Consider the following 13614-nt stretch of genomic DNA (forward strand, 5'->3'; position numbering starts at 1 on the left):
AGTGAAAAAGAAGATTATTGTGTTGGGTGATGGCGTTGCCGGTGTGTCAGTGGCTTGTTTATTGGCCAAACAACTCCCGCGGGATTCAGTGTCAATACAAGTGATTCGTGACAGAGAAGCAAACGCTGAATTACCGGAATTTGCGCGCTCCACAATTCACCGCTTTCACGATCTGATAGGTCTGCCGGAAAGGAATGTTGTTTTCAATTCAAATGCAAATTTCGGTTTTGGGGTTTGGTATCAGTCGGATAAACGTAATTACATTCTTGCAGAGGGAATATACGGTTCTCCTTTAGATGGTGCGGATTTTCTTTCCGCATTTTTCACAGGTTTAGAATTGGGGATTCCTTACCGTCTCGATGATTTTTCGTTGAATGCTGTGGCGGCGCGTAGCGGCCGTTTCGGGCACCCCATAGCAGATCCAGCATCCATTTACTCAGTTATTCAGTATGGCTTACATTTGGAGCCAATTTCTTACGCGCATTTACTGAAGCATCACGCGCTTTCGCTGGGTGTGCAATTTTTAGCAAGTGAATCAAAGTCTATTAAATTCTCTGGCGATGAATTGATGTCCATCGAGCTTGCTGACGGAGAAGTCATCGAAGGTGACCTTTACATCAATTGCTCACGCCACATGAGTCAACAATCGCAAAATTTGATGGTTGGTGAGTCCGGTAGCATTGAAACTATTTTTGATTCAATCGCTTATGGACATCGTCCGCTGTCTCGCGATACTAAAAGAACGGTTCAATTACAAGAAGATGAAAATGGATTTTTACAGTCTATCCCATTAAGGAATACTGAGTATCTGGCTTATGCTTACTCAAGCCGCCACACAGACTCAGTTGCCGTACATAAAAAGTTGAATCTTATGGGGGCTGATAGTGTTGCTGTTAAACAGCTGGCGCAGATTCCGATTTCGCAGCGCTGGATAAGAAATTGTGTAGATCTTATTGTAGAGCCAAGTTTATACGATCTATTTATGTCGCCATTGAGCCGAGTTAGAGATGGAGCCGTTCGCTTGTTGGATTTGCTCACCAGCTTTGAAGATTATTCAGACGCTGCGTATGAATTCAATCGCTTAACTAATAGAGATAATAATCAAGTGCGGGAGTTTGTAGAGTTGAATCTATACAGTGTGAGAAACACGGTGATTGCGGCCGGAGATTATTTTCAAGCCAACGCGTTATCCGAATCTGCGCAGCATAGATTGGATCTATTCGCTGCTTATGGGCGGCACCCGCAGCACGCTGGCGCAATCTTGAGTGACGTTGAATGGTCTGTGTTTTGGTCGGGTAATCAATTTCTCCCCAAAACAACAAATCCTGGTTTGTTCAAGCCTGAGCCTGAGTCGGTGAAAAATCATTTATATCAATTAAAAGAATTTATTTATAAAGCAGTCGACAAAATGCCTATGCATGTCGATTACCTGTCACGTGTAACTCATTCATAATAAATTAGGGTAGAGAGAAATGGCTGATAATAGTATTAAAAATGTGGTTATTGTTGGTGGCGGAACATCTGGTTGGATGGCAGCTGCAGGCTTATCAAAAATAGTTAAAAAAAATAACTTTTGTAATGTTCGCCTTATCGAATCTGAAGATATTGGAACCGTTGGTGTGGGTGAAGCAACCATTCCACAAATTCAATTATTTAATAAGTTTTTGGATTTGGACGAAAACGAATTTGTTCGAAAAACCCAAGGTACTTTTAAGTTAGGCATTCAATTTGTTAACTGGCATAGAATTGGCGAGAAATATATTCATGCCTTCGGCGACGTTGGCAAAGATATAGAGTCTATTCAGTTTTACCATTATTGGTTGAAAATGTCACAACAAGGAAAAGCCGCAAATCTGGGAGACTACACCATAAGTGGTTTAGCCTCTGACAAAGGCAAATTCATGCGGCCAATCGATGCTGGTAATTCACCTCTGTCAAATATCGCCTACGCGTTTCATTTTGATGCGGGTCTTTACGCGCGTTTTTTGCGTGAATATGCAGAAAAGCGCGGTGTTATTCGCACCGAAGGAAAAGTGGTAAGTACACAGATCAATGTACAGACGGGTTTTATTGAAGCCGTTGTTCTTGAAAGCGGTGAGCGCGTAGAAGCAGATTTGTTTGTAGACTGCTCCGGCTTTCGCGGTTTGCTTATTGAGCAGGCGTTGCACACGGGTTATGAGGATTGGACGCATTGGTTGCCCTGTGACAGAGCTTGGGCAGTCCCCTGCGAGAGCGTTTCGCCGCTGACACCATACACGCGCTCAACGGCACACAGTGCCGGCTGGCAATGGCGAATTCCGTTGCAGCACCGTATCGGAAATGGTCACGTATTTTCCAGCAAGTTTATGAGCGAAGATGAAGCGCGCAGTATTCTGCTTAATAATCTGGACGGCAAACCTTTGGCTGAACCACGCATGTTAAAGTTCGTGACAGGAAAACGTAAACAATTCTGGAATAAAAACTGTGTTGCTATTGGTTTAGCAAGCGGTTTCATGGAACCGCTCGAATCAACTAGTATTCATTTGGTGCAATCTGCTGTCGCACGTTTGTTAAATTTCTTTCCCAATAAAAATTTTGATCAAGAGGATATTGATGAATTTAATCGTCAATCCCATTTTGAGTTCGACCGAATTCGTGATTTCCTGATTTTGCATTATCACGCCACCGAGCGTACGGATTCAGATTTCTGGAATTACTGCAGAACCATGTCAATTCCCGATACGCTCACACAAAAGATTGAGCAGTTCAAACGCAACGGTCGAATCTTCCGTACCAATAACGAAATGTTTAATGATTTAAGTTGGTTGGAAGTGATGCACGGGCAGGGCATTCGCCCGGCGGCTTATCATCCGTTGGTTGATGTCTTGTCAGAAGAAGAGATAGAAAAGCGTCTTGCATCTGTGCAAGCCGTTATTGAACGTTCCGTAGAAGTCATGCCCACTCATGAGGAATTTATTGCGGAAAATTGTGCTGCTGAGAAAATAATGTAAATTCTGCTTCGGGTTGCGCAAATAAAAACGGGGCCAATGATAGCCCCGTTTTTATTTGCATCTACTTACTGTCGCTTACTGGGTTTTAGCGCAACCTTTTTCGCCCTCAGGTAACTTTTGCAAACGCACATTGGCGATGGTAAGTCCCAGCTTTCCATCTGTGCCAATGCTAATTGGTCCGCTTACCTTTTTAATATCAAGCCCTTCTTTGGTAAAGCAGTTCAGTGGAATGGGTAGTGTTGTCCATTCATCTTTCTTTAAATCTTTTAAGATTTTTGAAACGTGCATTTCACCATGACAGGGATATCCGCAATCCATGGCGAAGGTAACGTCTTTATCGGGCTTCATGTCCATTCTCATATCGAACACAATTGCACCTTCGTTTTCAAACTTGCTTAAATCGATAGGCGCGCCGGATACTGCAAAAGTTCCTTTGGCTGGGTTGCGTGGTGACCAGGATATTTTTAATGCGTCGCCTTTATCGGCACGATCAGCGGGTTCAATGGAGACTTTACCAGAGGCTGACTTGCCTTTTCTGCTTGCATCCATGGGTAAAGACCAATTTTCAGGATCACCCAATTGAATTCCCCAACCAGTGACAGCTTGGCCATCGTTAACATAAACAAAGTTGGGATTGATATTGGGCTTTGCACCGTCTGCGGCTATAACTGCTTGCGAAGATAAAACAGCAAGTGCGCAACACAAAAAGCGTTTAAGGGATTGATTGTTTACACGTGACATTTTTGCTACCTCTCTTGTTATTAGTTATTAATGAGATTTATCCATAAATCAATTCTCATATTTGCAAGAAGGGTGACAATTGTCAAATCAAGAAGTTTACCCTGTGCTTTTTTGTAAGGTTAAAAAATGTAAAAGCCCAGCTTACTAGGCTGGGCTCTTCATGTTTTTATCAGGCTTATTTGCTTGTAATTGGATCGATGATTACCAATTCCAAAGAGTGCCATCCTCCAAACGGTTTACCGGTAAGCAGGCGCGTTTGTAGGGGTATTTCGCGGCCAATGCCTCGTCAATATCCACACCGTGTCCCGGCGTTTCACCCGGGGTAAAAAATCCGTCTTTAAATTCGTAGGCGTGTGTGAATACCTGTTCGGTTAATTCGTTGTGCGCCATGTGCTCCTGAATACCAAAGTTCGGCACCCAGTAATCAAAATGCAAAGCGGCGCCCATGCACACGGGCGATAAATCGGTTGCGCCGTGGAATCCGGTACGAACATTAAACAAGCTTGCAAAATCGGCAATGCGACGTACATGCGTAATACCACCTGCATGAACTATAGTCGTGCGAATATAGTCAATCAGTTGGTTTTGAATCAGCTCTCTACAATCGTGAATGCTGTTAAACACTTCACCCACCGCGATGGGGGTGGTGGTGTGCTGACGAATTAGTTTAAAGGATTCCTGATTTTCCGCTGGCACTGCATCTTCCATCCAAAACAGGCGATAGGGTTCCAAATCTTTTCCTAAGCGCGCAGCTTCTATCGGAGTTAAGCGATGATGCACGTCGTGCAGCAAATGGAGTTCACTGCCAAACTCTTTGCGAACCGCTGCAAAAAGCTCCGGTACGAAGTTTAAATATTTTTCGGTAGACCAGACTTCAGTTGAGGGTAAATCTGCATCCGCAGGCTCGTAATTTTTTTGCGTTGTGGATACGCCATAAGTTTTTGCAATGCCTGGAATACCGGATTGCACACGAATAGCTTTGTAGCCTTTTGCTTTCGCTTTTGCGACGGCCTCTAGAGTGCTTTCCAAATCTTTCCCATTGGCGTGGGTGTAGGCCATGATGCGATCGCGGCTGCGGCCGCCCAGCAATTGATAAAGCGGCATATTGGCGGCTTTGGCTTTGATGTCCCAAAGCGCAACGTCGATAGCAGCTAAAGCGGTCATGCCCACTGGGCCGCGTCGCCAATAAGCGCCGCGATAAAAAAACTGCCAGATGTCTTCAATTTGATGTGGATCGCGACCAATCAGTGCGGGAATTAAATAGTCTTCCAAGTAGGAAACCACGGATTTTTCACGGCCATTTAGCGTTGCGTCACCTATGCCGTAAATACCTTGATCGGTAACAATTTTAAGGGTTACAAAATTTCTGCCGGGGCAGGTGACAATTACCTTAGCTTCAATAATTTTCATCGGTACTACTCAATCGTGTTCAAAAATTATGTAAAAGGGGTATTGAATAGCTACCCCTGTGACGGCGTAAGGATAACGCCGCCCAAGACGAACAGCCGGGTGGCAAACTTACTCTCAACGCCGTATGAGTCTGTCGTACACATCAATCGTGCACTTCAGAAAGAGATGCTGTTAATGGCTCTTTCTGAGTTCGGCTATCTTGTATACTAGTGTATCCAATTTTTGCCCGAGGGTCGCTAGTTTTTGCGTAAAACGTGAAAGATTCAGTCCTTTGTTGATCTCGTTGTGTGTATCTCTGAACCCAGTAAGCGCCAAACCAGTGCCGCTCACGAGCGAGCGGCACTGGCCATTTCAGTCTATTTGGGCTCAGTACGTGCGTGCATCCCCAAATAAGTTCCGGTAAAGCCGCCAGCGATCTCTGTGCTTAGCAATTTGGCATCCGCTCCTTCCACGATATTGATGCGTTTCCCTGCTTTGTTTTGATAATAAAAATCAATTTTGCCAGCATCGCCTTCGGTACCGAGAACAATATTTTTATCCACATCTTTTTTAGCGAGCGTAGCGCTTGCAATAATTTTAGGCGGGTTTTGTTTGCTAGTTTGCTCAACAAACAAGGTGTACTTGTCTGCTTGTCGTTGAATGGCTAAATAGTAATTAGCTTCATGACTTTGGAATGCGGCTATACCCGCAGAGATGCCATCTTCATCGGGTAACTTTAAGGTAGTGCGTGCATCAAAGTGCATGTGTTGTTGGCGACGACCAATAAACGCCGGTTGCGCCAAACCTGAAAGGCGATTTTCTCCCGCATTGATGGTTATATTTTTCTTATCGGGATTTAACTTGTACCAATCGGTTTCAACAGTTCCCAGCGTGTTCCAGTCACTTAGCAGTTTGTTGGTGGTGAATTTATCTTTCCAGACAAAATTGCCGGTAGTCGGTTGAGAGGCAGCAGTTGATTTTTCCGTACGTGGTGCGGGTAAACGGTAGGAAACTTCTTTGCCATTTTCCAAGATAATGGGCCATTCGTTTTTCCACGTTACAGGCAATAAGAATGTCTCGCGGCCGGTGTTGAAATATTTTTTCTCGTAAGAACGGGTACCTAAAAATACCGCCCACCATTCGCCTTCTTTTGTTTGTACTAAGTCGGCGTGACCAACGGTTGTAATCGGATTTGGACGTGCGTCATCCAAACCGCGCTGAGTGAGAATCGGGTTATTTTCGTAAGGAACAAATTTATCTTTCAATGTGCGTGCTCGGAAAATTACCGCGGAGTGATCAAACGAGGTGCCGCCTTCTGCGCACAACAAATAATACCAACCGTTAATTTTGTAAATGTGCGGGCCTTCAATCCAAACTGGCTTCTTGGAAATATCGGTTCCGCCGTTGACGATGACGTGACCAGAACCTTTGACAACAGTTTTGGTTTTTAAATCGAACTCCCACTGCCAAATTGCGCGATGACCTGAGTAAAGCGGTTCGCCGATGGGTGCTTCATTGTGGGTGATATAGGCGCGGCCATCGTCGTCAAAGAAAATGTCGGGATCAATGCCGCCAATCTCTGGCAATTCAATAGGGTCTGACCATGGGCCAGCGGGGTTGGTTGCGGTGACTAAAAAATTTCCGCGCACATCCACCAGTGTCGTGATCATGTAAAACACACCATCGTGATAGCGAATGGTGGGTGCATAAATGCCGCGCGATACACGTTGGTTTTTAAGCGGCAATTGTTTGGGGGTGACGAGTACGTGGCCGAGAGATTCCCAGTGCACTAAATCTTTACTGTGGAAAATGGGTACACCGGGCGAATAGGAAAAAGATGAGTTTACGAGGTAATAATCATCACCCGCGCGCGTAATGCTTGGGTCAGGAAAAAAGCCCGCAAGAATCGGGTTTTGGTATTCGCCTTTCGCTAAAGGTTGAGAAAAAATGGCGTCTTTACCTTCATAGGTAAAGTCTAAAAAGGTGGCAGATTTTTCGGCTGAACAAAAACTGCTGAGAGTTAAAACGAAGCCACCGATCAGTGATGATAAAGGAGATAATTTCATAGGCATGTCCTGATATTTTTATGAAATAAAAATCGCAGGCTTCTCCAAATAATCTTCAGAGAAGCCTGCGATTCAGGTACAGCCTTTTACGAATTACAAATTAGTACAGGCTGTACCGATTAAACCATCCGCAAAACCGCGCAGAGCGGGCTTGTCGTTATAGTTATTGTCAAACAACAATGGCCACGCAAGTGCCTGACCGTTGTATTGCGAGGTCGCAGTCGTCAACCAGGTGCCTGCGTCCGTTGTGCCCCACACGGTAATGCCGCCGCGTTGTGCTTCTGGCACCACTTCTTTGTAGCCAGCAACTATGTCGCAATAACGTTTTTTCTGAGCCAGTGCAGAGGTGTTGTTGTACTGGGTCGCAGTACTCACAGACCAACCGCTGCTGTACGGATTGTTAATCGCAACATCCAGCTCTGAAATTTTTACTTTCAAGCCTTTGTCGGCAATCTTTTTCATCGCCGCTTTAATATTCTCAATGCTTGGGTAATCCATGAATACGTGCATTTGGAAGCCCACGCCAGTAATCGGAATATTGCGTGCTTGGAAGTCCGCTACCATTTCCACCAGTTTGGTGGTTTTGGCGTTGTTCTGGTCGATGTTGTAGTCATTGTAGTAAAGATCTACGTTTGCATCGGCCAATCTCGCGGCTTTAAAAGCGCGCTCGATATACACGGCGCTGTTTCCACTTTTTACGTAGAAGGTGGAATCGGTTGAGCGGAAAGTGGATGGCGAACCATCAGTAAGCGCTTCGTTGACCACATCCCAACTTACAACATTGCCCAAGTCTTTGTAGTGCGTGACTATGGTGGTCACGTGATTGTCGAGCATGGTTAGAAACTCTTCGGAGGTTCCTGCCCAATTTTTCATAAAGTTAGGGACTTGGTAGCTTGCATGCCAAATAAGTGCGTGGCCGTGCACTTTTATATCTTTCGATTTTGCGTAGTCCACAAATGCATCTGCATTGGCGAAGGTAAAGTCATTTGCATTGCCGTTATTGTTCGGATGCAAGTAACTCACTTTCATGATGTTGCCAGCCGTCATTTGGCTGAAGTGCTTCTCAACCACAGCTTGTTCAGAGGTGTTGGTAAGAATGTTGTAGGTCGGAGAATCGGTATTGGATACGGCCGCGCCTATGGGGAAGGTCGCCAAATCTCTCAAGCGTGCAACGTTAGCCGAATAGGAAGATGTACTGCCTGAGCTGGTGGAGCTTGAGCTTGACTGAGTTTGAGCCAAGGTGATTTTGGCACTTTTAATGGTAACAGTACCTGCCGGTGTGCCCTTGGCTTGAATCCCCACCTGAACGTCATTAGCTGATTGGTTAAAGCGGTTGTCAGCCTCGCTGATCGTACAGGTAACTTTACTATCAGTGCCTGCGGTTAAGTCGCCATTACTGCTCCAACAATCCCACTCGCCGGCCCAAGTATTTTTAACTTGAGCGTAAATTTGAAGGTTGGCGCCGCTCGCTTTGAACTCACTGCTCACGTTTACCACCATATCGACCACCGCTTTTTCAAGCTGGGTTGGTTTGAGTACATCAAACACAGCGCCAACACCGTCGCCACTCGCGGTAAACACTACACCGTTGTTGTAGGTTACGCCGGAGTTCGCGTTGCTGCCGGTTGAGTTACCGCGCCAGCCGGCAGTCATATCGATAGTGAGTACTTGCGGTGCCACGGAGCTTGAAGAGCTGGTTGCTACCGAGCTGGAGCTGCTGCTAACAGACACCGAGCTGGAAGACGAGCTCGTCGTCACACTGGAGCTTGAAGAACTGGTGGTTGAAGTGCTGGATGATGAGCTACTGCTCACAACAGCAGTTGAACTTGAAGTGGTTGGAGGATTGCTGGAACTCCCGCCCCCACCGCCGCCGCAGGCGGACATAATTAAACCGAGAACAACTAAGGATGATAGGTTACGCATTTTTGTTAACTCCCATTATTTTTATGTGGATGCGATCTTCTGGTCGATCGCACTATAAGGGTGTCAGTTTGTATGCGAAGATGAAAGTGTGAAAGTGTAAGGATTTATTAAAATAAACGTCTTAGCAGGGTTTAGCGACAACAATAAAAAAGCCGCCCCACTGTTTAAGCTGGGGCGCTTTTCGCTATGACTCGGTGAAAATGGAAGCGCGAATTAGCCTTCCATTTTTTCCAGTTCCACACCTTTGGTTTCTTTTACCCACCAGATGACGAAAAACACTGAGAACAACGAGCAGCCCGCATAGATGCTATAAGCGCCCGCCAAACCGAGAGCAGAGGCCAACAGCATCGGGAAGGTCCAAGTGATTAGGAAGTTAGCTGCCCATTGCGCCAAGCCCGCAATCGCCAAACCTGTACCGCGAATTTGGTTGGGGAACATTTCGCCCAACATAATCCACACCACCGGGCCCCAAGACATGTTGAAGAAAATCACATAAAGGTTTGCTGCAACCAAGGCGGTAATACCCATGGTGCCGCTCAATATCAATGCGCCTTTGTCATCCAAAGGTGCGCCCGCAAAGGCGTAGGCCACTATAGCCAAGGTAATGGTCATGCCCACAGAGCCAATCAGCAAAAGTGGTTTACGGCCAATTTTATCCACCAGGAAGAAGGTGATAAAACATGCGCCAATAGATACCGCACCTGACACAACGCTAATCGCCAATGAATCGCTTTCAGAGAAGCCAGCCGCGCGCCAAAGTACAGAGCCGTAATAGAACACCACGTTAATACCAACAAACTGTTGCAGTACGGCCAAACCAATACCCACCCAAACAATCGGGCGAACGCGGTTTTTGGCTTTATCGATCAAGTCTGCAAAACGTGGTTTATGGTCGTGTTCGAGAGAAGCATAAATATCGGCAACGGTTTTTTCCGCCGCTCTTGCACCGTATAACTTGGTCAATACGCTCAAGGCTTTGTCTTTTTTACCGCTAGCAACCAGGAAGCGAGGGCTTTCTGGAATGGTCAGCAAGGTCAAGAGGAAGATAACACCGGGGATGGCGCCTACCCAGAACATCCAACGCCATGAAGCATGACCCAACCATAATTCATTGATGGCGGAGCCAGCAGCGGTAGCCAAGCAGTAGTTACTCAGTGCGGCAGCAGTTAAGCCGGTGATAATGGCGATTTGCTGCATAGAGCTAAGCTTGCCGCGGTACTCCGCAGGTACCAGCTCACTGATATAGGCAGGGCAAATGATACTGGCCGCACCAATCGCCAAACCACCAATCAAACGATAAATCACAAATTCTGTTGAAGAGGTTGCAACACCCGCGCCCCAAGCGGACAAAACGAACAGCACGGAGGCCATAATCAAAATGCCACGGCGGCCATAAGTGTCTGCCCATGAACCCGCGAAGAAAGCACCTACCGCGCAACCCAACAAAATGGATGCAACGTTAAAACCGGTACCGGCGGATTCAGATTTAAAGGCAAGTTGAAGACCTTCTACAGTGCCGTTGATTACACCACTGTCAAAACCAAACAAGAATCCGCCGATGGTGGCGATAATGCTGATGATGACGATGGAGGTCATATTTCTTTCGCTGGCGTCGAGCGAAATACCGACCTCATTGTTGGAGGATGAAGAGTGCATGTTGATGTACCTATTATGGGTTTATTGAAATTATGAGTAACAAGCTGTCAGTTGGAGTCCTCTCGGCGACACGGCCAAAAAAGGATGCGCGACCATACCATAAGGCGGCTTTTTAGCATACGGGTGACACCAGACATGGCCGCTGAATTTAGTCTGAAATTGCGGCCAAATCAGATGTCGAAATCATGGTAAACCAATATGGTTTTAGTGACTATATGACGAAGTGTTAAGGAGAGTGAAAATAGAAATGTTTGAACAAAGGGAGCGCTACCGCTCCCTGTAAGTGCGTTAAATCTCGAACGAAAACCCGCTCTCGGTAAGTTGCTTATAGGCATCTGCGTCAAAGCGATAGAGATTGGCGGCGCGGTGGGGTACGCCTTGTTGTTTTTCATTGCATGGGGTTAATAAATCCATTTTCATAATTTTGCGGCGGAAGTTGGGTTTATCCAGCTTGGTATTGAGGATTGCCTCATAGAGCGCCTGCAGCTGCAACAAGGTGAATTTTTCCGGCAAAAGATTGAAACCAATAGGTTGGTGGCAAACCTGGTGACGCAAAAATTTCATACCGTAGTCGATGATTTCGGCGTGGTCATAAATAAGCTCAGGAAGGTTATTAACACTTTGCCAACTCACATCGGCAGCGCTTTGTCCTGCGACCAGTGAATAATGTTCTGCGCTCACCAAAGCGTAATAGGCAATGGTCACCACGCGCTCGGTTGGGAAACGGTCAACGCGACCAAAGGTCTTCAGTTGTTCCAGGTACAGCTGCTTTACGCCAGTAAGCTCTTCAAGCAAACGATAAGCTGCATCGCGCAGGTTCTCGTCATAGCGAATCCAACCGCCGGGTAGGGCCCACTTGCCTTGGTGCATGGGGTCGGTTTGCTTAACCAGCAGGATTTTTAGCTGGTCGTTATCCAAACCAAAAATAAGGTTATCAATGGAAAGGGCCTTAATCACATTTTGGGGCGACTGAACGGGCTCCACATGACTATTGGGTGGCGTCGCGATGTTTGTCACAGTGAATTCCTGAGCGAATTATTATTAAACGGCTATTCTAGAACCCATGGGTAATATTTTGTAAAAATGGCGTGGAAATTCTTTTTACATCAGGCCAGAAGCCTCATTGTAACCATGCTCATGTTTTTGTCCATAAAAAATAAAGGGTTAAGATTTTTAGATAAAATAACTTGTGGTCATTAAGACAATAAGCTAAGCTTGTGGTCAATGAGACAATAAGATATGCTATCAGCATCAAAAATAATAAGTATCCAAAGCTCTGTTGTTTTTGCTGGCGAATGGAATTTATTGCTCCCTACATTATTTCACTGAAAGAGATTCATTATGTTGTTTCTAGGCATTGACGTTGGAAGCTCCTCCACCAAGTTATCTGTACTCGACGGTAAGACAGGAAAATGCGTGGGCGCATTGTCTTACCCAGAATCTGAGTTGGCGATCGAAAGCCCTGAAGTAGGCTTTGCGGAGCAGGACCCGGAAGTGTGGTGGGACTGTATCCAAAAGGGTGCAGCCAAGTTATTTGCTAGCGGCAAGTTCGATAGCAAACAAATCCAAGCTATTGGTATTTCTTACCAAATGCACGGCTTGGTGGTAGTAGATGCCGATCAGAAAGTATTGCGTCCATCGATTATTTGGTGCGACAGCCGCGCCGTTCCGCTAGGTAACGCCGCTTTGGCTGAAATGGGCACTGATTACTGCTTTGGTCACTTGTTGAATTCGCCCGGTAACTTTACTGCGGCAAAACTGCGCTGGGTACAGCAAAACCAGCCAGAGATTTTCAGTAAAATCCATAAAATTATGTTGCCGGGTGACTTTATTGCCATGAAGTTGACCGGTGAAATCACCACAACAGCCTCGGGTTTGTCTGAAGGCACCTTGTGGGATTTTAAAGAGCAACGCGTTGCGACTGAGTTGCTGAGCCATTGGGGTATAGACGCTGGCCTTATTCCTAATTTGGTTCCAAGCTTTGGCGAGCAAGGCACCGTACGTGCTGACGTAGCCGCTGCCTTGGGCTTAGGTCCGAACGTGAAAGTGTGCTATCGCGGTGGCGATCAACCAAACAATGCATTCAGCTTGAACGTGTTGGAGCCGGGTGAAGTTGCTGCAACGGCGGGAACTTCTGGCGTTATTTATGGTGTAACAGATAAGCCTGCGGCCGACGTTGAATCACGCGTGAACACGTTCTTGCACGTAACCAGCACAGCTGAGAAAAACCGCAATGGCGTACTGGTGTGCGTGAATGGTTGTGGACGTTTGTACTCGTGGTTGCGTCAAACCATCAGCGCTGCTGGCGCAACACCGTCTTACCCAGTGTTGAACGGTTTGGCCGAACAAGTTGCTGTGGGCAGCGATGGCTTGGTTTTCCATCCCTTCGGTAACGGCGCTGAACGTATTTTCCAAAATAGAAATTTGGGTGCGCAATTGCGCAATCTGGATTTTAACCGTCACGGTTTGGGTCACATGGTTCGCGCAGCGCAAGAAGGTATTGTGTTCTCCTTGAACCAAGGTTTCGATGTATTGAAATCTTTGGGCGGTAGTTGCGATGTGGTGCGTGCAGGCAAAGGCAACATGTTCCTGAGTGATGTGTTCACGCAAGCCTTTGCAAATACTACGCAAGCGGCCGTGGAATTATATGAAACAGATGGTGCCGAAGGTGCAGCCCGTGCCGCGGCTTTAGGTGTTGGTTTTTACGCTTCCCAAAAAGAAGCGTTTGGTGGCTTGACCCGTTTAGGTGTTATTGAACCTAATGCTGGTTTGTTGGCGCAGTATCAAGATGCTTACAAGCATTGGGTAGATTTGTTGCCTGCACAATAATCAATAAATGCTAAGAAATT

At 46.3% G+C, this 13614-nt stretch carries 9 protein-coding genes; 3 read left to right on the forward strand and 6 right to left on the reverse strand.

Translation table 11 applies throughout. The annotated features are described in order from the left end of the window. Nucleotide 1: 1 nt before the first annotated feature. Together U1F02_RS04575 and U1F02_RS04580 are read left to right on the forward strand one after the other, a co-directional pair. Complete coding sequence (locus U1F02_RS04575) at nucleotides 2-1453, forward strand: tryptophan 7-halogenase (protein ID WP_409989182.1); 1452 nt, start codon at nucleotides 2-4, stop codon at nucleotides 1451-1453. Between the two features lie 19 nt (nucleotides 1454-1472). Next, nucleotides 1473-2990: a tryptophan halogenase family protein gene (locus U1F02_RS04580; RefSeq protein WP_409989183.1), complete on the forward strand. Its 1518-nt coding sequence runs from the start codon at nucleotides 1473-1475 to the stop codon at nucleotides 2988-2990. 75 nt (nucleotides 2991-3065) lie between these two features. Here the strand turns inward: U1F02_RS04580 and U1F02_RS04585 are convergent, their stop codons facing one another. The 6 genes from U1F02_RS04585 to U1F02_RS04610 form a co-directional block, all read right to left on the reverse strand. Beyond that, nucleotides 3066-3731, reverse strand: a complete 666-nt coding sequence (locus U1F02_RS04585) for a putative glycoside hydrolase (protein ID WP_409989184.1) — start codon at nucleotides 3729-3731, stop codon at nucleotides 3066-3068. Between the two features lie 201 nt (nucleotides 3732-3932). Further along, nucleotides 3933-5141 carry a D-mannonate dehydratase ManD gene (gene manD, locus U1F02_RS04590; RefSeq protein ID WP_409989185.1) on the reverse strand — a complete coding sequence of 403 codons (1209 nt, stop codon included), beginning with the start codon at nucleotides 5139-5141 and terminating at the stop codon, nucleotides 3933-3935. A 356-nt stretch (nucleotides 5142-5497) separates the two neighbouring features. Continuing rightward, nucleotides 5498-7186 (reverse strand): glycoside hydrolase family 43 protein, encoded by a 1689-nt coding sequence (locus U1F02_RS04595; protein ID WP_409989186.1) that lies wholly within the window; start codon nucleotides 7184-7186, stop codon nucleotides 5498-5500. 93 nt (nucleotides 7187-7279) lie between these two features. Beyond that, the gene (locus U1F02_RS04600) at nucleotides 7280-9109 is read right to left on the reverse strand and encodes an endo-1,4-beta-xylanase (protein WP_409989187.1); all 1830 of its coding nucleotides are present in this window, start codon (nucleotides 9107-9109) and stop codon (nucleotides 7280-7282) included. A gap of 213 nt (nucleotides 9110-9322) precedes the next feature. Further along, on the reverse strand, nucleotides 9323-10765 hold the full coding sequence (locus U1F02_RS04605) for a sugar porter family MFS transporter (protein ID WP_409989188.1): 1443 nt from the start codon (nucleotides 10763-10765) through the stop codon (nucleotides 9323-9325). A gap of 288 nt (nucleotides 10766-11053) precedes the next feature. Beyond that, complete coding sequence (locus tag U1F02_RS04610) at nucleotides 11054-11782, reverse strand: NUDIX hydrolase (protein WP_409989189.1); 729 nt, start codon at nucleotides 11780-11782, stop codon at nucleotides 11054-11056. A gap of 324 nt (nucleotides 11783-12106) precedes the next feature. On the opposite strand from U1F02_RS04610, the gene U1F02_RS04615 reads away from it, so the two are divergent. After that, complete coding sequence (locus tag U1F02_RS04615; protein ID WP_409989190.1) at nucleotides 12107-13594, forward strand: xylulokinase; 1488 nt, start codon at nucleotides 12107-12109, stop codon at nucleotides 13592-13594. Nucleotides 13595-13614 lie beyond the last annotated feature (20 nt).

The sequence above is a fragment of the Cellvibrio sp. genome (assembly GCF_046347455.1).
Lineage (GTDB): Bacteria > Pseudomonadota > Gammaproteobacteria > Pseudomonadales > Cellvibrionaceae > Cellvibrio.